Source organism: Streptomyces sp. NPDC051582 (genome assembly GCF_040681715.1).
Classification (GTDB): Bacteria; Actinomycetota; Actinomycetes; order Streptomycetales; family Streptomycetaceae; genus Streptomyces.
In genome coordinates this window covers 43,340-62,993 of the sequence record NZ_JBFAZJ010000040.1, presented here as the reverse complement: position 1 = coordinate 62,993, position 19,654 = coordinate 43,340, and the positions used below count along the sequence as shown (strand labels likewise).

The 19,654-nt window shown below is 74.8% G+C and carries 10 protein-coding genes; 5 read left to right on the top strand and 5 right to left on the bottom strand.

Features of this window, described 5'->3' with window-relative positions:
• Positions 1–486 precede the first annotated feature (486 nt).
• On the bottom strand, positions 487–1,023 hold the full coding sequence (locus AB0M92_RS34830) for a MarR family transcriptional regulator (protein WP_366106354.1): 537 nt from the start codon (positions 1,021–1,023) through the stop codon (positions 487–489).
• 113 nt (positions 1,024–1,136) lie between these two features.
• Between AB0M92_RS34830 and AB0M92_RS34825 the strand changes: the two genes are divergently transcribed.
• Entirely contained in the window at positions 1,137–2,435 is a 1,299-nt protein-coding gene (locus AB0M92_RS34825) for an MFS transporter (protein ID WP_366106353.1), read from the top strand.
• A gap of 93 nt (positions 2,436–2,528) precedes the next feature.
• Here the strand turns inward: AB0M92_RS34825 and AB0M92_RS34820 are convergent, their stop codons facing one another.
• Entirely contained in the window at positions 2,529–4,292 is a 1,764-nt protein-coding gene (locus AB0M92_RS34820; RefSeq protein WP_366106359.1) for an ATP-binding SpoIIE family protein phosphatase, read from the bottom strand.
• Positions 4,293–4,405: 113 nt separating this feature from the next.
• Complete coding sequence (locus tag AB0M92_RS34815) at positions 4,406–5,824, bottom strand: NAD(P)/FAD-dependent oxidoreductase (RefSeq protein ID WP_366106352.1); 1,419 nt, start codon at positions 5,822–5,824, stop codon at positions 4,406–4,408.
• Between the two features lie 342 nt (positions 5,825–6,166).
• Here AB0M92_RS34815 and AB0M92_RS34810 point away from each other — a divergent pair, with 342 nt between their 5' ends.
• On the top strand, positions 6,167–6,937 hold the full coding sequence (locus AB0M92_RS34810; RefSeq protein ID WP_366106351.1) for a helix-turn-helix domain-containing protein: 771 nt from the start codon (positions 6,167–6,169) through the stop codon (positions 6,935–6,937).
• A gap of 295 nt (positions 6,938–7,232) precedes the next feature.
• Positions 7,233–9,221, top strand: a complete 1,989-nt coding sequence (locus tag AB0M92_RS34805) for a sigma-70 family RNA polymerase sigma factor (RefSeq protein ID WP_366106350.1) — start codon at positions 7,233–7,235, stop codon at positions 9,219–9,221.
• Here the strand turns inward: AB0M92_RS34805 and AB0M92_RS34800 are convergent.
• The gene (locus AB0M92_RS34800) at positions 9,208–12,969 is read right to left on the bottom strand and encodes a BTAD domain-containing putative transcriptional regulator (protein WP_366106349.1); all 3,762 of its coding nucleotides are present in this window, start codon (positions 12,967–12,969) and stop codon (positions 9,208–9,210) included. The genes AB0M92_RS34805 and AB0M92_RS34800 overlap by 14 nt on opposite strands.
• A 687-nt stretch (positions 12,970–13,656) precedes the next feature.
• Positions 13,657–15,843: an asparagine synthase-related protein gene (locus AB0M92_RS34795; RefSeq protein WP_366106348.1), complete on the bottom strand. Its 2,187-nt coding sequence runs from the start codon at positions 15,841–15,843 to the stop codon at positions 13,657–13,659.
• Between the two features lie 683 nt (positions 15,844–16,526).
• Here AB0M92_RS34795 and AB0M92_RS34790 point away from each other — a divergent pair.
• On the top strand, positions 16,527–18,191 hold the full coding sequence (locus tag AB0M92_RS34790; protein ID WP_366106347.1) for a sporulation protein: 1,665 nt from the start codon (positions 16,527–16,529) through the stop codon (positions 18,189–18,191).
• A gap of 175 nt (positions 18,192–18,366) precedes the next feature.
• Positions 18,367–19,593, top strand: coding sequence for an L-2-hydroxyglutarate oxidase (gene lhgO, locus AB0M92_RS34785; RefSeq protein WP_366106346.1), 1,227 nt, complete (start codon positions 18,367–18,369; stop codon positions 19,591–19,593).
• The last annotated feature ends 61 nt before the right edge of the window (positions 19,594–19,654 follow it).

Below are 19,654 nucleotides of genomic sequence, written 5' to 3'. Positions count from 1 at the left end.
TAATTGCCTGCAAGCATCACCCGAAGGCGACCTCACAGGTCTTTTTCAAAGGAACCTCATCCACCGAAGTGGACGGGGTATCAACTTTTGGCGTTTATTTTTGGCACGCTGTTGAGTTCTCAAGGAACGGACGCTTCCTTTGTACTCACCCTCTCGGGCTTTCCTCCGGGCTTTCGTTCTTCGTTCTTGCGTTTCCGACTCTATCAGATCCTTTCGGGCCTGACCCCCGGTCAGCGGGGTTTGTCTTCCGGGCTGTTGGGCCCTTCCGACTCCCTGAACTCTAGTGGATTTCCCGACCGATTCATAATCGGCCTTCGCAAATGAATTCGGGCATGCCGAATTCGTTCCCGGTGGGAGATCGCGCTGAGTTGGGTGCCGCAACGAGGCGGCGGGATGTGCCGTCGCCAAAACCTTCCGGCTCTGGGACAACTCGAAGAACCTTACGGACCGGCGGGGCCCGTGTCAACCCCGCAGTTCAGCTGGCGGTCAGCTCGGCGACTGGAGGTCCTCGACCCGGTCCAGGAGCCGGGTGAGCATGTCGCCCAGTACTCCGCGCTCCGCCGTGGAGAGGTCCTGGAGGAGGTCCTCCTCGAAGACCGTGGCCGCCCGCATGGCGTCGAGCCACTTGCTGCGGCCCTCGTCCGTGAGCTCCACGATCACCCGGACCCGGTTGGACTCGTCCCGCTCACGCGTCACCAGCCCTTCCCCCGTCATGCGGTCGATCCGGTGGGTCATCGCCGCCGGCGTGAGGCCCAGCTGCTTCGCGAGCTCGCTCGGGCCCATCCGGTACGGGGCTCCGGAGATGACGAGGGCCTTGAGGACCTCCCACTCCGCGTTGCTGATGCCCAGGGCGGCGGTCTGGCGTCCGTACGCGACGTTCATGCGGCGGTTCAGCCGGCTCAGGGCCGAGACCACCTTCTCGACCTGCGGATCGAGGTCCTGGAACTCGCGCTGATAGACGGCGATCTGCTCGTCGAGGCTCGGCTCGTGGACGGCCGCGGTGCCGTCGGGGGTGTCACCCATGGTCCGAAGTATCGCACGAGCCCGTTGGCGTCTAACTCCTTCGATGTGTAGAGTTAAGGATCGAAGTTTAGGTATGAAGTCTTCGGGCTTCAGTTCTTGAAGGCAGGTGAGAAGTGACCAAGGTGATGGGCGCTGCGATGCGGCGGATCCAGGCCGGCAACGCGTTGACCGCGTTCGGCATCGGTTTCACGGTTCCGTTCCTCTACATCTACGTGGCGCAGGTGCGAGGTCTGGGCTCCATGGCGGCCACGAGCGCGTTCGTGGCCTTCGCCGTCAGTGCCCTGGTCGCGCTGCCCCTCACCGGTCGGGTCATCGACCGCCGAGGTCCCGTCCCCGTGGTCATCGGTGCGGCCGTCGCCGCCTCGGCCGGCGCCCTGTCGCTCGGGCTGTCCACCGGCATCGTGCCGATCCTGCTGTCCGCCCTGGCGCTCGGCGCCGGGCAGGCGGTCATGCAGCCCGCGCTCGCCACGATGATCGTGTGGTGCTCCACGCCGGGCACCCGGACGCGTGCCTTCGCGCTCCAGTTCTTCATGCAGAACCTGGGCCTGGGCATCGGCGGCCTCATCGGCGGCCAGATCGTCGACGAGACCCGGCCCGCCAGCTTCACCCTGCTGTTCGGCATCGAGGCCGTGATGTTCCTGGTCCTGGCCGGGGTCATCCTCACCGTACGGATGCCGCACGCGCCGAGCATCAAGGACGCCGTGCCGCGCGACGCCTCCCAGGCCGGCGGCAGTGCCTGGAAGCGGCTGCTGGAGCACAAGGCCATGGTCAAGCTGCTGGTGCTCGGCTTCGTGATCTTCTTCGCCTGCTACGGACAGTTCGAGTCCGGTCTCGCCGCCTTCGGTACCGAGGCCGCCGGGATCTCCCCGTCCACCCTCGGCTTCGCGCTGGCCGCCAACACCGGTGCGATCGTCGTGGCGCAGTTCGTCGTGCTGAAGCTGGTCGAGAAGCGCCGCCGGTCGCGGGTGATCGCGCTGGTCGGCCTGATCTGGACCGTGGCGTGGGTCATCGCCGGGTTCTCGGGGCTGGGCCACGGCAGCGCGATGATGGCGGCCGCCGCGTTCATCACCGCGTACGCGCTCTTCGGCATCGGCGAGGCGATGCTCTCGCCGACGCTGGCCCCGCTGGTCGCCGACCTGGCGCCCGAGGGTTCGGTGGGTCAGTACAACTCGGCCTTCGCCCTGGTCAAGCAGATGGCTCTGGCCCTGGGGCCGCTGGGCGTGCCGCTGGGGGCGGGCGTGCCGATGCTCTACATCGGGGTGTTCGTCGTGGTGTCGCTGGGGATCGCGTGGCTGGCGCTGCGGCTCGGCAAGCAGCTGAGCGCGGTGCAGGACAAGCCTTCGCTGCTGAAGGGCGAGGCGGTGCCGGCGCCGGTCGTGCCGGCCGCCGAGTCCGAGCGCGTCCCCGCGTAGGCGCAGGAGACGTACGAGGTACGAGGTACGCGGTACGAGGTACGAGTGAGGCCCGGTCCCCCGTGGACCGGGCCTTTCGCGTACCGCCGCTCGCTACTTGTCCGGCAGGGCGAACTCGCACCAGACGGCCTTGCCGCCGCCCGGGGTGCGGCGCGAGCCCCAGGAGGAGGCGATGGTCGCGATGATCGAGATGCCGCGGCCGGTTTCGTCGGCCGGTTCGGCGCGGCGGCGGCGCGGGAGGTGGTCGTCCCCGTCGGTGACCTCGATGATCAGGCGGCGGTCGGTGCGGCGCAGGCGCAGCCGCATGGGCGGGGTGCCGTGCTGGAGGGAGTTCGCGACGAGCTCGCTGGCGGCCAGGACGCCGAGGTCGCACAGTTCGACCGGGAAGCGCCAGGAGGCGAGGACCCCGGAGGCGAAGGCGCGGGCGCGCGGGGCGGCCTCGACGCCGCCGAGGAGTTCCAGGGCGGCGTTGTGGAAGAGCTCGGCGTCGGCTCCGGTGCGGCTCGGCTGCTGGAGGACCATGACGGCGACGTCGTCGTCGTGGTCGGCGTCGACGCCGAGGGCGCGCATCAGGCGGTCGCAGATGACGGCCGGGGTGCCCTGGGCGCCGGAGAGGGCGCGTTCGAGGGCGGCGACGCCCTCGTCGATGTCCTCGCCGCGCCGCTCGACGAGGCCGTCGGTGTAGAGGACGGCGGTGGAGCCGGGGCCGAGCGCGATGGTGCCCGAGGTGTGGAGCCAGCCGCCGGTGCCCAGCGGCGGGCCGGTGGGGTCGGCGGCCCGGCGTACGGTGCCGTCCTCGTCGCGGACGAGGATCGGGAGGTGGCCGGCGGAGGCGTACGCGAGCAGGCCCTCGTTGGGGTCGTGGACCGCGTAGACGCAGGTGGCGATCTGGCTGGCGTCGATCTCGGCGGCGAGGCCGTCGAGGAGCTGGAGCACCTCGTGCGGGGGCAGGTCGAGGCGGGCGTAGGCGCGGACGGCGGTGCGCAGCTGGCCCATGACGGCCGCGGCGCGGACGCCGCGTCCCATGACGTCGCCGATGACGAGGGCGGTGCGGCCGGCTCCGAGGGTGATGACGTCGTACCAGTCGCCGCCGACGGCGGCCTCGGTGCCGCCGGGCTGGTAGGTGGCGGCGATGCGGAGGTCGTCGGGCTGTTCGAGCTCCTGCGGGAGGAGGGAGCGCTGGAGGGTGACGGCGGCCTCGCGCTGGCGGCGCTCGCTGGCGCGCAGCCTTTCGACGGCTTCGGCGTGGTCCGTGACGTCGGCGAGGTGGATCAGGACCCCGGTGTGCCGGGGGTCTGTGTCGCCTTCGGTGGCGGCCTTGGGGAACTCGACCGGGGTGCAGGTGACGGTGTACGAGCTGCTGCCGCCGGGTGCGGTGCGGTTCTTGGCGGTACGGGGCTTGCCGCTGCGCTGGACCTGGTCGAGGAGCGGGAGGAGGCCGAGCTCGCCGAGTTCGGGGAGGGCGTCGTGGGCGGGGGCGCCGGCGGGGCGGGGGCCGAAGCCGGCGGTGTAGGCGTCGTTGACGTAGGCGACGCGGTGTTCGGGGCCGTGGACGAGGGCGATGAGGGCCGGGAGCCGGCCGAGGACCTCTCGTACGGAGAGCTCGTCGAGGGAGGGCACGGCGGCGAGGACGCCGCTGCCGGCGTCGCTTCCGCCGCCCGTTCCCGTGCCGGAGACCGTGGGGGCGGCGGGGTCGGCGGGGCCGCCGTCCGGCGCCGTGGCCGGGCGGGCGGCGGCGCCGCGGGCTGCCGGGACGGCGCCCTCACCCCGCTTGGCCCGGGCGGCGGCATGCTCGGACCGGGCGGCGGCGCGGCGCTGCGTTCCGGGAAAACGGGCGCTCCAGCGCGTGAAGTTCACTGCGTTCAAGCCTCGTGGTGTCGCAAGTGGTCGCGGTGCCGTGAATGTCACTGTGTGCAGGCGTGGGCCCACCTATGGTCACACGTCCAGTGTGGCCGACCGCACTGACAGCGTCAGCCCTGGCTGCTCTTCGGGGGGTTGGGGGCGGGCGGGGGCGGGGGGAATTTCAGGCTGTGTCCTGCGGCGAGTTCGAATTCTGCCCTGGGGTGTTCGAGGGAGCCGAGGGAGACGATCTCACGTTTGAAGAGGCCCGAGAGGGTCCATTCGGCGAGCACGCGCATTTTCCGGTTGAAGGTCGGGATCCGGCTGAGGTGGTAGGTGCGGTGCATCAGCCAGGCGGGGTAGGCCTTGAGCTTGCGGCCGTAGAGGAGGGCGACGCCCTTGTGGAGGCCGAGGGAGGCCACGGAGCCCACGTACTTGTGCGCGTACTCGGTCAGGACCTCGCCGCGCAGCGAGGCCACCAGGTTGTCGGCGAGGACCTTGGCCTGGCGGACGGCGTGCTGCGCGTTGGGGGCGCATTCGCGGCCGTCCTCTCCGGCGGTGATGTCCGGGACGGCGGCGGCGTCGCCGGCGGACCAGGCGTGTTCGACGCCGTCGACGGTGAGGAAGGCGGTGCAGGCGAGGCGGCCGCGTTCGGTGCGCGGGAGGTCGCAGGCGGCGAGGATCGGGTGCGGTTTGACGCCCGCGGTCCACACGACGGTACGGGTGGGGAAGCGGGCGCCGTCGCTGAGGACGGCGACGCGGTTCTCGCAGGATTCGAGCCGGGTCTCCAGGCGTACGTCGATGCCCCGGCGGCGCAGTTCGCGGACCGTGTAGACGCCGAGTTCGGGGCCGACCTCGGGGAGGATGTGGTCGCTGGCCTCGACCAGCACCCACTTCATGTCCTCGGGCTTGATGTTGTGGTAGTACCGGGCCGCGTAACGGGCCATGTCCTCCAGTTCGCCGAGGGCCTCGACGCCCGCGTAGCCGCCGCCGACGAAGACGAAGGTGAGGGCGGCGTCGCGGACGGCGGGGTCGCGGGTGGAGGAGGCGATGTCCATCTGTTCGATGACGTGGTTGCGCAGGCCGATGGCCTCTTCCACGGTCTTGAATCCGATGGCGTAGTCGGCGAGTCCCGGGACGGGCAGGGTGCGGGAGACCGATCCGGGGGCGAGGACGAGTTCGTCGTACTCGATCTCCATCGCTCCGGTGCCCTCGTCCTCGGTGGCGAGGGTGGCGACGGTCGCGGTCCGCTTGGCGTGGTCGATGCGCTGGGCCTCGCCGATGACGATGCGGCACTTGTCGAGGATGCGGCGCAGCGGTACGACGACGTGGCGCGGGGAGATCGAGCCGGCAGCCGCCTCGGGGAGGAAGGGCTGGTACGTCATGTAGGGCTCGGCGCTGACCACCGTGACCTCGGCTTCGGCGGCTCTGAGCTTTCGCTGGAGCCGGAGCGCCGTGTACATGCCGACGTAACCGCCGCCGACGACGAGGATGCGCGTACGGGGCGGGGTACCGGGGGCCGCGCCCCGGGAGTTAGCAGCCTTCACCATCCCATGACGCAACGTGGCCGGGAGTTTGTCCACAGCCCTGGCACATTGTGTGACCGGAGGGGGTCCCGGTACGGGGTTGCCTGATGGCTTGAGTGGGGGTGGAGTTCCGCAGGTCAGGGGGTGCGGAGTGGGTGATTCCGGGGGCTTGGATCGGAAAAGTGGGGGTGAATGCTCCGATCGGGCGGTGGTCCGTCCGGGGCTGCCTCTTCTGAATTGACTCTGGCTCAACTATGTTCGTATCTCGTCGAGGAGTAAGACCGGGGCCCACATGACCGTGGCCCACCTCGGCACGAAGGCGGGGAGTGTCTCCGGGGGGAGACAAATGATTACCGGGGGATACATATGCATATTTCCGATTTCCATGGTTCTGCGACCGCACTCTCGGCTGAGAGCGGCGGCCGCCTGATGGCTGGCGCCACGACGCACGGCATGGGCCGCTCCACGCCCCTGCGCGTCGACGCCCAGCGCAACCTCGAACACGTGCTGCGCGCGGCCCGAGAGGTGTTCGGCGAGCTGGGCTACGGGGCTCCGATGGAGGACGTGGCGCGGCGCGCACGCGTCGGCGTCGGCACCGTGTACCGGCGCTTCCCGAGCAAGGACGTCCTGGTCCGCCGCATAGCCGAGGAGGAGACCGCCCGGCTGACCGAGCAGGCCCAGTCCGCGCTGGGCCAGGAGGAGGAGCCGTGGCAGGCGCTGTCGCGCTTCCTGCGGACCTCCGTGGCCTCGGGTGCCGGGCGGCTGCTGCCGCCGCAGGTGCTGCGGGTCGGTTCGGCCAGCGAGGACGAAGCCGAAGAGACGACGGCGCGGGTTCCGCACCAGCGGCAGGCCGGTGTGACCGGCGGTGCTCCCGACCTGCGGGTCGTGGGCGCGCGCACTCCGCTGGAGGACGAGCCCTCGGAGGACGCCGGCGCGGGCGCGCTGCTTGAGGTGGTCGGCCGGCTGGTGGACCGTGCCCGGGAGGCCGGTGAGCTGCGGGGTGACGTCACGGTGGCCGATGTGCTGCTCGTGATCGCCACGGCGGCTCCGGCGCTGCCCGACGCGGCGCAGCAGGCGGCGGCTTCGTCGCGGCTGCTCGACATCCTGCTCGAAGGTCTGCGGTCCCGGACGGTCTGAGGATCTGCGGGCCTGCGGGCCCGCGGGCCTGCGGGCCCGGACGGCCTGAAGGCTTGCGGGCCTGTGGGGCCTGCGGGCCCGGCCGGTTCGTCGTGCGGTAACCGCTCGGTTCGACGACCAGTTCGTCGAACGGTCCCCCGAACAGCCGCTCGCTCGAAAGGGTGAGGAGCGGTACGGGGGTTCACCGGGTACTGCCCGGACGAGTGGATGGTGGGAAGACGGGTCCGGCGCGCGCCCCCCGTGTGACACGCTTGAACGGTGTACCGGTTGAGTGTGGCGTGCGGGGGCTTCCGCGATGGGCGTTGACGGTCGGGAAGAGCCGCTCGGTGGTGCCGGCGGCGAGGTCGAGGCGGAGAGCCCGGCCGCACGTCAGGTCCCGGCACAGCGCGAGCCGCACCGCGGCCGGCACGCGGCGGCAGGGTATTGCGGTTCCGATCTTCCGCCGTCCGACGGGGACTTGATCGCCCGGATGCGCGAGGGCGACGACGGTGCGTACGAGGAGCTGTTCCTCCGGCACGCGGATTCCGTACGGCGCTACGCGCGGACCTGCTGCCGCGACGCGCACACGGCCGACGACCTGACCGCCGAGGTGTTCGCGCGGACGCTTCAGGCGGTACGGGGCGGGGCCGGTCCGGACCAGTCGGTGCGGGCGTACCTGCTGACCACGGTGCGCCGGGTCGCGGCGGCCTGGGCGAAGACCTCCCGGCGCGAGCACCTCGTCGAGGACTTCGCGGTGTTCGCGGAGCAGGCGGCCGCGGGGACCGAGGTCGGCGGCGGCATGTCCGGCCTGTCGGGGGACGACACCCTCGAACTGGGCGCGGAAGTCCGGGCGATGCGCGAGGCGGAGCAGTCGCTGGCGATGCAGGCGTTCCGCAGCCTGCCCGAGCGGTGGCAGGCCGTGCTGTGGCACACCACCGTCGAGGACGCCTCGCCGAGCGCGATCGCGCCGCTGTTCGGGCTCAGTGCCAACGCGACGGCTGTACTGGCCAGCCGGGCCCGCGAGGGCCTGAAGCAGGCCTATCTGCAGGCGCATGTGAGTTCGGCGCTGAGTTCGGGCGGGGACTGCGCGCGGTACGCGGACCGGCTGGGGGCGTATGCCCGCGGCGGGCTGCGGATGCGGGCGGAGCGCGGGCTGCGCAAGCACTTGGAGGAGTGCGCGAAGTGCCGGCTGGCCGCCGGGGAGCTCAAGGACGTCAACGCGGGCATTCCCGCACTGCTGCCGGTCGCGGTCATCGGGTGGTTCGCCGCCGGGTACGCGGCGAAGGCGGCCGGGGTGGTGGTCGGCGGGGCCGTCGCCGCGGGCGGCGCGGGGGCTGCCGCCGCGGCATCGGGCGGGTCGACGGCCGGGGCTGGGGCGGGGGCTGGGGCGGGAGCTGCCGGTGGTGCCGGGGCTGGGGCGGCCGGTGGGGCTGGTGGGGCTGGTGGTGGTGCCGGGTCCGGGATCGGGGGTGCGGTCGCTTCCGAGGGGCTCGGGCTGCCGGTGAAGGCCGCCATCGCCGCCGGGATCGCGGTCGCGGCGGCCGCCGGGGTGGTCTTCGCGCTGACCGGAGACGATCCCGAGCCGGGGCCCGCGGCGCAGCCCGCACCGAGTGTGGCGGCGCCCGTGGTGCCGCTCGTACCACCTCCGCGGACGGCGGCGCCTGCGGATGCGGAGCCGCCGGCCGCGCAGGGCTCCGTACCCTCCGAACCGGGCAGGACTCCGCCGTCGCCGGCGCCCTCCCCCTCGAAGCCGAAGGCACCTGCTCCGGCTCCGCCCGCCTCCCCGGCGCCGAAGCCTTCGGCGAAGCCGTCGCCGACGCCGAGTCCGGCCCGGCCGTCACCGTCCCCTTCGCCGTCCGCGCCGGATCCTCAGGGGTTCCGGCTGGCGGGGCTCGGACACGCGGTGTTCGGCGACCACAGCGGTCCCGAGCTGCAGAGCGGGCGGAGCAGCTGGGTGTGGCAGCGGTGGGGGCTGCGGGTCGCGGACCGGCGGTTCGCGCAGGGCATCACCGTGAACTCCCGTTCCTCGGTGGAGATCACCCTCAACCGGCAGTGCACGGCGTTCTCGGCGCGGGCCGGAGTGGACGACCTGTCGCTGTTCACCGACGGCACGGTGCGGTTCTCCGTGTACGCCGACGGCCGGCGGCTGTGGCGGTCGGACGCGCTGGGGTACGGGGATCCTGCCGCCGCCGTCGACGTCTCCCTGGCCGGGAGCAAGACGCTGCGGCTGGTGGTGGAGCAGGCCGGGCAGGGCAGTCTGCCGACCCTGGCGAGCTGGGCCGACGCGGTGATCAGCTGCCGGTGACCGGGGCGGCTCCCGCGGTCCCGATGGCTTCCGTGGCTTCCATGGCTTCCGTGGCCCCGGCGGCCTCCGTGGCCTTCCTGACGAGGGCGGCGACCTCGGACGGGGAGAGCTCCGCGCCCGCCGCCGCCTCCGCCGTGTGGCGATCGGCGCCGAGTACGGCGCGGGTCTCGTCCGGGAGCCCCCCGACGGCGGCCCGTTCCGGGACCGAGCGCGGGTGGCCCGCACGCCAGGCGGTGGCCGCCGCCAGCACCCGTACGGCCTCTGCGGTGCGCCCGTCGGCGGCCAGCAGAACGGCCGCGTTGTCGGCGAGCGAGGCCAGCACGCGCTCCGCGCAGTGCGCGGCGACCGCCTCGGCCAGGGCCGCCGCCAGCTTGGCCAGGCCCGCTCGCGGGCCTTGGACGCGGGCGGTGAGCACGGCGTCGATGTTGTCGAGTCCGGCCGCGAGCTGCGGGGGCCCCGAGATCCTTGCCGAGGCGGCGCGGGCGAGCTCGCACTCGGTGCGGGCCCGCCCGAGGTCCCCGCGGATGAGGGCGAGGAGCGCCGCGAGCAGGCCGCTGTACGCCTGGACGTCGTACACCCCGCCGTAGCGCTCGACTTCGAGGTAGACCTCCGCCAGCAGCTGTTCGGCCTCGTCGAAGTCCCCTGAGCACAGGGCGGCCTCGGCGATCCGGGCGAGGGCGAAGGGCACCTCGGTGTGCGCCCCGACCTCACGGGCGAGGCGCAGGCACTCCTCGTACTCGGCGCGGGCCCAGTCGTACCGGCCCCGGGAGAGCGCGACCTCGCCGGCGGCGCTCGCCACCTGGGCACGGGTCCAGCGGTCGCCGACACGGTGGGCGATCTCGTGCAGTTCGGCGAGGTCGGCGTCGACGGCCGGGAGCCCGCCGATGAGGTCGATGGCTATGTGGGTGCGGAGCATGAGGGCTACGCCCAGTTCCCAGTCGCCGCCGTGGCGGCGGCAGTTGTCGACCGTCTCGTCGAGCCCGTCGCGGACGGCGAGCGAGTCTCCGGTGAGGAAGGTGATCATCGGCCAGAGCATGCCGGGGAAGCGGGCGGTCTCGGGGCCGCTTTCCCGGAAGACCCGCTGGAGGTGTCCGGCAAGGGCGATGTTCTGCGGGGTGCGGATCTCCTCGGGCGCGTGGCCCTCGGCGATCAGGAGGGCGCGCAGTATCTGCGTGCGCATGAAGCGCCAGTACTCGGGGGTGCCCTCGGGCGGCTCGGCGGGGTGCGCCTCCAGGGCCCGGGCGGCCCACCCCGCGCCCTCGGTTCGGTAGTCGCGCAGCCACCAGAACCAGCCGAGGGCGAGGACGAGGCGTTGGCCGGTCTCGGCGGCGCCGGTGGGACGGGTGGCGTGGAGGAGGGCGGCGCGGAGGTTGTCGAGTTCGGTCTCGACGCGCCGGATCCAGGGCAGTTGGGCGGCGCCGCGCAGGAGGGGCTCGGCCTCCTCGGCGAGTGCCAGGAAGTGGGCGGCGTGGCGATCGGCGGCGGCGCCGAGGTCGGCGGGGCGGGCGGCCGCGCGTTCGGCGGCGTACTCGTGGATGGTCTCCAGCAGGCGGTAGCGCATGCCGGTGTCGTCGGCGGGGTCGGGAGCGGCGACGACGAGGGACTTGTCGACGAGGGATCCGAGGACGTCGGCGACGTCCAGGGCATCGCCCAGGGCATCCCCCAGGGCGACGTCCAGGGTGACGTCCACGGCGACGTCCACGGCGTCGCCCGTGCAGATGGCTTCGGCGGCGGCGAGGCCGCAGCCTCCGGCGAAGACGGAGAGGCGGCGCAGGACGGTGCGCTCCTTGTCGTCGAGGAGGTCCCAGGACCAGTCGACGACGGCGCGCAGGGTCTGCTGGCGGGGCAGTACGGTCCGGGCGCCGCCGGTCAGGAGCCGGAAGCGGTCGTCGAGCCGGTCGGCGATCTGGCGCGGGGTGAGCAGGCGCAGCCGGGCCGCGGCCAGCTCGATGGCGAGCGGCAGCCCGTCCAGGCGGGCGCAGATCTCGGCGACGGCCGCCGGGTCGTCGGCGGGGGTGAAGCCGGGGCGGACGGCGGCGGCGCGGTCGACGAAGAGGCGGTGCGCGGGGTCGGGGGGCAGGGGGTCGAGGGGCCGGACGGTTTCGCCGGGTACGCCGAGGGGTTCGCGGCTGGTGGCCAGGATCCGGACGCCGGGGCAGTGGGTGAGGAGGTGTTCGGCGAGTTCGGCGACGGCGCCGATGACGTGCTCGCAGTTGTCCAGGACGAGGAGCAGGCGGCGGTTCGCGCAGTGCTCGACGAGTTGGGCGGCGGGGTCCTCGGCGGGGGTCTTCTCGCGGGCGACGAGGGTGCTTTCGCGCAGGCCGAGGGCGCTGAGGACGGCGCCGGGGACGGCGGCGGGGTGGTCGAGGCGGGCGAGTTCCACGAGCCAGCCGGGTTCGTGGTCGGCGGCGGCCGCGTGCTCGGCGAGCCGGGTCTTCCCGGAACCGCCGGGGCCGGTGAGCGTGACGAGCCGCAGCCGCGCCAGATCGCTGCGCAGCCCCGCGAGCTCGGGCTCCCGCCCGACGAAGGAGGTGAGCCGGGGCCGGAGGTTCCCGCCCGGGTGGGCGATCGGGGCGGGCCGGGCGGGCTCGGCGGGGGGTGCGGGGGGCGGCGGGGGCGCGGGGGGCGCGGGGGGCGCGGGAGCTGTGAGGGGCGCCGGGGGCGCGGGGGGCGCCGGGGGCGTCGGGGCGGTTCCCGCCTCCGGGGGCTCGGGTGCGGCTGCGGGACTCTGCGGATGCGCCCGGTCCCCATGAGCCGCTGAGGCCACGGGGGGTACGGGATGCGCCACGGGCGCGGGAGGCGGTGGGGGCTCCGGGTTCCCGTGGGGCAACGGCCCCGCTGCGGGACCCGGGTACGGCGGGGGCTCCGTGGGAGCGGGAGGCGGCGGGTACGTCCGGTGCCCCTGGGGCACCGCCGCCGGGGTGTCGGGATGCGCCGCGGGCGCTGCTGCGGGTGCGGAGTGCTCCGAGGGCACGGCAGCCGGCGGAAGGGCCGGCGGCCCGGGTGTGGGGTGGAGGAGTTCCGCGTGGAGGGCTGCGAGTTCGGGGCCCGGGTCGGTACCGAGGGCTTTTGCGAGGGTGTGGCGGGTGCGCTCGTACGCGGCGAGGGCGTCGGCCGGGCGGCCCGACGCGCGGAGGGCGCGGAGCTGCTGGGCGCGCAGGGGTTCGTCGTACGGGTGCTCCCGGATCAGCGCCTCGATCTCCGGGAGGAGGGACGCCGGGTCGGCGGCCCCGCTGCGGAGCTCGGCCTCGATCCGGGCGCGGAGGGCGGATGCGCGGTGGGCTTCGGGGGTGGCGGCGTGGGCGGTACGGGCGGGCTCGGGGAGGTCGGCGAGGGCGGGGCCGCGCCAGAGGGCGAGGGCGGTGTGCAGGGTTCCGGCGGCGCCGGCGGGGTCGGTGGCCAGCTGCCGGGCGCCCTGGCGGGCGAGCCGGGTGAAGCGGTGGAGGTCGACGTCGTCGCGGTCGGCGACGGCGAGGCGGTAGCCGCCGGCGGGGTCGGCGGGGACTGCGAGCCGACCGCCGAGGGCGCGGCGGAGCCGGGCCACGAGGGCCTGGAGGGCGGCGGGGGCGTCCTGCGGCGGGGCGTCACCCCAGACGTCGTCCACGAGGTCGGCGACGGTGGCTGCGGCCGGGCCGCCGGCGCGGAGCGCGAGGGCGGCGAGGAGCGCGCGCAGGCGGGCGCCGCCGATGGGGAGGGAGGCGCCGGTCTCGTCGCGCGCCTCGGTGACGCCAAGGATGAGATACCGCACCGGGCAATTCTGCCTTGCCGCTGCCGGGGGTGCCGGGGTGTTTCGCGTGGTGCGGGCCCCAGGCGCCGAAGGCGCTGCCGTTGAGCACCGGCAGCGGCACCACCGGAACACCGGCCGCGGCACCCGCAGCGGCACCGCCAGGACACCCGCCGCGGCACCACCGGGACACCCGCCGCGATGCCGCCGCAACGGCCGCGTTACCGCCGCGGCACCGCCGGGGCACTGCCCGCGGCACCGCCCGCGGCACCGCCCGCGCTACCGCCGGGACCGGCCCCGCACCCCCGCGCCTCAAGCGCCGGCGGGGTCGGACGCGTACCGGCGGGACCCCGTTCGGCTGACCGCCGGTGGGCGCGGGCCGCGTCGCGGCCGGGGCCCGGGCCCCGCGCCGCGTACCGGCGCGGGATGTGCAGCGGCCCAACCGGATATGCCACATGGCGGGAACCGACCGCCCGCCCCTCCAACGCGGCGGGCACCGGCAGGACCGGGGGCAGGCCCGACGCACGCGGCCCGGACCGGCGGGTTGCCGGTCGGCAGCTGCCGCACCGCGTCCTGGGCTCCGGCCCGCACCGCCCCGAGCAGCCGCAGCGGGTGTCCTGGCGGTGCCTCGGGCAGCGCCGCGGTGCCGGTCCGTCGGCCGAGCCGCCCACGGAGCCCGCCGCAGACACCGGCGCGGCCGGGGCCGGGCCGTCAGGAGAGGGCCGCGCGGGGGGTGGGGACTCCTTCCGGGACCGCTCTGCGGCGGGGGGTGGACGTGCCCGTCCAGCACGTGCCCCGGCGGGACAGGAGGCGGCCCAGCCAGAGTTCCACCGAGACGAGTTCCGCCAGCCCGTCCAGCGGCACCGGATGGCCCTCCGCCGCGTCCAGGAGGGCCTGTTGCACCACCCGGGCCTCGATCAGGCCCGCGTCCGCCAGGAGGGGGGCCGTGAAGAGCGCCAGGAGGGACGTGAGCGCCGCGCGCAGGCCCAGGCGCGTCGCCGTCTCGTTCGGGGCGTGGGTCGGGGCGCCCCAGCCCGGGGGGAGTTCGCGTACGCCCGCCGAGGACAGGACCGTGCGCAGGATCGCCGCCCTCGCGCCCGGCTGGACCCGCAGCGATTCGGGGAGGGCGCGGGCCGCCCGTACGACCTGGTTGTCCAGGAACGGGGCGTGCAGGCGCTGGCTGCGGACCTCCACCGCCTGTTCGAAGACCCGGTGGTCGGCCGCGTGCCGGGTCAGCGAGGCGCGGGCCCGGGCCTCGCCGGGGCGCAGGGACAGGGGCGGGCGGCCTGCCGCGGTGGCCAGGCGGATCGATACTTCCGCCAGGGCCTCCCCCGTCAGCCAGCCCGCCGCCGGGCCGGGCCGGGACCAGGTCAGGGCGGCCAGCGAGGCGTCCACCGGGTTCGACGCGCCCCCCGCGACGGCCCCTTCGCGCAGCCGGGCCGCCGCCGCCTCCATGCCCGCGCGGTACGGCGTACGGGCGAGCCGGCGGGCCGCCGAGTAGACGGAGAACGGGACCAGCAGGGACAGGGCGGAGTCGCCCGGCGCCGAGCGGGCCAGGGCGGCGACCGGGCGCAGCAGGTGGCGTCTGCGGCGGTCCATCAGGAGGTCGGCGAGGCGGGCCGGGTGCGCGTCGAGGACCTGTCGGGCGCCGTGCCCGACGAAGTGGTCGGCCGAGCCGGCCGCCAGCCGGCGCCGCTCGCGGGCGGCGGTGACCAGGGAGGGGCCGGGTTCGTCGGTGAGGGGGCCGTCGAGGTCCGCGTACGGGAGGGCCTCCTCGGCGGCGGCCACGACCACGTGGTGGAGCCGGGGGTTGGCGGCGATGGCCCGGGCGCGCTCCAGTTCGGCCTCGCGGCCCCGGGGCGTGGCGAGGTCGTTGAAGGTGACGGCGAGGAGCCGTTCGCCGGACTGCTTCAGCACCGTGCCGGGCGCCCCGGGCAAGCCTGCGGCGAGCAGCGCGAGGGTCGCGGAGGCGCTGCCTCCGGAGAGGTCGGCGCCCACGCCGGGCGCGGGCGCGGGTGCGCCCCGGGCCGCGCGCCGGTCGGCGGGGCCCATTCCCGGCACCGGGCCGGGGTCGTGGGGCGGCGTGTCGGGGGCATGCCGCGGAGCCGTGAGCCGGGCGCGCACGGCATCCACCAATGCCTCGCGCACGCCCTCCACCGCGCGCTCGGGATCGGCCGTGGGCGCCGCCACCGCGAGGGAGGCCACCGGCTCGTACCCGGTGATCTCGCGCGAGCCCTCGCGCAGGATCAGCGCGTGCCCGGGCGGGATCCGCCGCACGCCGACGTACGGTGTGCCGTCGCCCAGCGCCTCCGGGCTGTCGGGGCAGGCCAGCAGGGCCGCGAGGTGGCCGATGTCGAGCTGGGCCTCGATGAGGTCGGCGAGCGGCAGCGCGGCGGTGGCGTACGCGGTCCCGCCCGCCCAGGGGGTGTAGAACACGGGCCGGGCACCCGCGAGATCGCCGACGACGGTGATGCGACGGCCGGTCTGGACGACGGCGGTGTAGCTGCCGGACCACTGGGTGAGGTGGCGCAGGGCTCCGCCGCGGGCGGCGAGGAGCGCGCTGCGCAGTTCGGCGTCGGTGGCGCCGCAACAGCCCAGGACGGCGAGCCGGGTGAAGGGGTCGGCCGGGTCGGCGGCGAGGGTGCGGATCTCGTCGGGGCGCCAGTCGCCGACGGCCCACAGGGGGTCGGGGTCTCCCCAGAGCAACTGGGCGCCGACGGGGACGACGGTGCGCTCGGCGGCGGGGTCGTCCGGGTGGGCGGTGTCGGCGTCCGCGAGGCCGCCGGTCACCGGGCCGCCGCCCGGATGGTCACGAGGGCCGGATCCGCCCTGACCGGACACGCGGCCGGCCGTGCCGAAGCTCGCGGCGATACTGCTCCAGCCGACCAACCAGCGCACCGCCGCCTCCCCAGCCTGTGGGCAATTGACCGGGGCGGGAACGTCGTGGTCAGCGCTGAGGGCGCGGCCGACGGGACCCCGGGTGGCTCGGGGTCCATGCTGCCACGAGACAGGCGTGCGAGAGGGACCTGGGAGGGCGCACATGCAAACGAACACGCCGCGGTCACGCGGTATTTGGCGTTCCGTTCCCACCGCCCCATAGGTCGGTTTCGGCCATTCTTCGGCCGTACTGAAGCCGTACAGCGACCGCGCCGCGGCCGTACTCGGCGCCACCGCACGCCCTCGGGCGTCCGGCCGCACCGGCCCGCGGGCGCGGTCCGGGGGGCGGGATTCGCCCCCCGGACCGTTCCGCCACCCGCGGGGATTGAGGCGGCGGCATCCCCCGGCCCGCCGGATCCACGCAGCGGGCCGACCCACGCAGGGCACATCGAATCGCCGGGCCCGCTGACCGGCCAGAGCGCACGGGCGGGCGCACGGCCACACGCACGGAGCACGGGAGGGGGCGTGCGCCCGCGGCGCGAACCCCGCCCCGACTGTGCGGGCGGACAACAATCCCGCCATAGGGAAGTCGGGGCCTTAACGCTTGGGAGGCGGGGAACTACGCTGGGTTTACGAAATGCCGGGCAACTATGCCTCGGCGGCGTATGCGTTGTGTGCGTTCCGCGTGTGACGAGGGGTGGCGCATGTCCAGGGAGCTCCGCGAGCCCAATGAGAAGCTCGGCGCCGTCCTCGCCCTCGCGGGCATCAGCAACGCCGGGCTGGCCCGGCGGGTCAACGACCTCGGCGCACAGCGCGGCCTGACGCTTCGCTACGACAAGACGTCGGTGGCCCGGTGGGTGTCGAAGGGGATGGTGCCCCAGGGCGCCGCCCCGCATCTGATCGCCGCCGCGATCGGCGCGAAGCTGGGGCGCCCGGTTCCGCTGCACGAGATCGGGCTGGCGGACGCGGACCCCGCGCCCGAGGTCGGCCTGGCCTTCCCGCGCGACGTGGGCGAGGCGGTGCGCTCGGCCACCGATCTGTACCGGCTGGACCTCGCGGGCCGCAGGGGCGGCGCGGGTGGCGGTGGCGGGATCTGGCAGTCGCTGGCCGGCTCCTTCGCGGTGTCCGCGTACGCGACGCCCGCCTCGCGCTGGCTGATATCTCCGGCGGACGGTTCGGTGGCGCGCGAGCCCGCCGCTCCGTCCCGGGCGACCGCTGCCCCGTCCCGCGAGACCGTGGCGTCGCGCGAGCCGGCGGCGGGCGCGGCTTCGCCCTCGCCGATGTCCTCGTCGTCCTCGTCTTCCACCGCGTCCGCATCCGCGTCCGCGGCCGCGTCGTCTGCTTCGTCATCGGGTCTGCCCGCGCAGTCTTCGGGTGAAACGCCGCACGCCCCGCCCGGGCAGGTGCCCGCGGCGGCGGCCGCGGCCGCGGGGCTGTACGACCCGGCGCCGCAGCGCGTGGGCCACAGCGACGTGACCAAACTGCGCGAGGCGGCGGAGGACGCGCGCCGCTGGGACTCCAAGTACGGCGGCGGGGACTGGCGTTCCTCGATGGTGCCGGAGTGCCTGCGCGTCGACGCGGCGCCGCTGCTCCTCGGCTCGTACAGCGACGACGTGGGCCGCGCGCTGTTCGGCGCGACCGCCGAACTGACCCGGCTGGCCGGGTGGATGGCCTTCGACACCGGTCAGCAGGAGGCGGCCCAGCGCTACTACATCCAGGCGCTGCGCCTCGCCCGCGCGGCCGCCGACGTACCGCTGGGCGGGTACGTGCTGGCCTCCATGTCGCTCCAGGCCACGTACCGGGACTTCCCGGACGAGGGCGTGGACCTCGCGCAGGCGGCGGTGGAGCGCAACCGCGGCCTGGCCACGGCGCGCACCATGAGCTTCTTCCGGCTCGTCGAGGCGCGGGCGCACGCGAAGGCGGGCGATTCGGCGGCCGCCGGGGCGGCGCTGCGGGCGGCCGAGGGCTGGCTGGAGCGGGCGCGCGAGGGCGACCCGGATCCGACCTGGCTCGGTTTCTACTCGTACGACCGCTTCGCGGCGGACGCGGCCGAGTGCTACCGGGACCTCAAACTGCCGCGGCAGGTCCGGCGCTTCACGGAGCAGGCGCTGTCGCGCCCGACGGAGGAGTACGTGCGCTCGCACGGGCTGCGGCTGGTGGTGAGCGCGGTGGCGGAGCTGGAGTCGGGCAACCTCGACGCGGCGTGCGCGGCCGGCACCCGGGCCGTGGAGGTCGCGGGCAGGATCTCCTCGGCGCGCACGACCGAGTACGTCCGGGACCTGCTGCACCGGCTCGAACCGTACGGGGACGAGCCGCGGGTGGCGGAGCTGCGGGAGCGGGCACGGCCGCTGCTGGTGGCGCAGGCGTAGAGCCGGCCCGGGGGCGGGGGCGGAGCCCGGCGGCAGGGGCCGGGGGCGGAGTCCGGCGGCACGGGCGGAGGGCCGCCGGGTGCCGCCGGCTGCCGCGGGCACGGACCCGCGTGGCCGCATTGTCAGTGGCGGGGTGCAGTATGCAGGGGTGGGAGGTGGCGGCTTGGGCGGCGGCATGGGCGGCACGGGAAGCGTGAGCGGCACGGGCAGGGTCGACTGCGATGTGCTGGTGATCGGCGGTGGCATCGTCGGCCTGTCGACGGCGCACGCCCTGGCACAGCTCGCTCCGGGTACGCGGGTGGTGGTGCTGGAGAAGGAGTCCGGCCCCGCCCGGCACCAGACGGGTCGCAACAGCGGGGTGATCCACAGCGGCATCTACTACCGGCCCGGATCGCTCAAGGCGCGCTTCGCGGTGCGCGGGGCCGCCGAGATGGTCAAGTTCTGCGCCGAGCACGACATCGCCCACGAGGTCACCGGGAAGCTGATCGTGGCCACCGGGCGGGACGAGCTGCCGCGGCTGCACGCGCTGGTGCAGCGGGGCCGGGAGAACGGCATCCCGGTGCGCGAGCTGGGCCCGGCGCAGATCTCGGAGTACGAGCCGCAGGTGCAGGGCCTGGCCGCGATCCACGTCGGCACGACCGGGATCGTGGACTACGGGCAGGTGGCGCGCCGGCTCGCGGAGTCCTCCGGGGCGGAGATCGTCTACGGCGGGGCGGTGGACCTGATCTCGCGGCGGGCCGGCGGGATCGCGGTGCGGACGACGACGGGGCTCGTGGTGCGGTCCCGGGTGCTGGTGAACTGCGCGGGCCTGCAGTGCGACCGGGTCGCGCGGCTGGCCGGAGACGACCCGGGCATGCGGATCGTGCCGTTCCGCGGCGAGTACTACGACTTGGCGCGGCCCGATCTGGTCCGCGGGCTGGTCTACCCGGTCCCGGATCCGGCGTTCCCCTTCCTCGGCGTGCACCTGACGCGGGGCATCGGGGGCGGGGTCCACGTCGGGCCGAACGCCGTGCCGGCGCTGGCGCGCGAGGGGTACGGGTGGGGCGTGGTCCGGCCGCGGGACGTCGCGGACGAGCTGGCCTGGCCGGGATCCTGGCGGATGGCCCGGCGGCACTGGCGGTACGGGGCGGGCGAGATCCACCGCTCGCTGTCGAAGCAGGCGTTCACGGACGCGGTGCGCAGGCTGCTGCCGGCGGTCTCGGCGGCGGATCTGGCTCCGGCGGGGTCCGGGGTGCGGGCGCAGGCCGTGCTGCGGGACGGGACGCTGGTGGACGACTTCCTCATCAAGGAGGGGGCGCGGACGGTGCACGTCCTGAACGCGCCGTCGCCGGCCGCCACCGCTTCGCTGCCGATCGGGCGGGAAATCGCCCGGCGGGCCCTGACGACGCTCCGCACGGCATAGCCGCCGGGGCGGTGCCCGGGCCGGGCCCGGCTGTGCCCGGGCGGGGAGTCGGCGGTGCCCG

Coding starts and splice junctions, on each gene's coding strand:
- AB0M92_RS34830 (WP_366106354.1), bottom strand. CDS start 1,023: ATGGGTGACACCCCCGACGGCACCGCGGCCGTCCACGAGCCGAGCCTC.
- AB0M92_RS34805 (WP_366106350.1), top strand. CDS start 7,233: ATGGGCGTTGACGGTCGGGAAGAGCCGCTCGGTGGTGCCGGCGGCGAG.
- AB0M92_RS34815 (WP_366106352.1), bottom strand. CDS start 5,824: ATGGTGAAGGCTGCTAACTCCCGGGGCGCGGCCCCCGGTACCCCGCCC.
- AB0M92_RS34790 (WP_366106347.1), top strand. CDS start 16,527: ATGTCCAGGGAGCTCCGCGAGCCCAATGAGAAGCTCGGCGCCGTCCTC.
- lhgO (WP_366106346.1), top strand. CDS start 18,367: ATGGGCGGCACGGGAAGCGTGAGCGGCACGGGCAGGGTCGACTGCGAT.
- AB0M92_RS34810 (WP_366106351.1), top strand. CDS start 6,167: ATGCATATTTCCGATTTCCATGGTTCTGCGACCGCACTCTCGGCTGAG.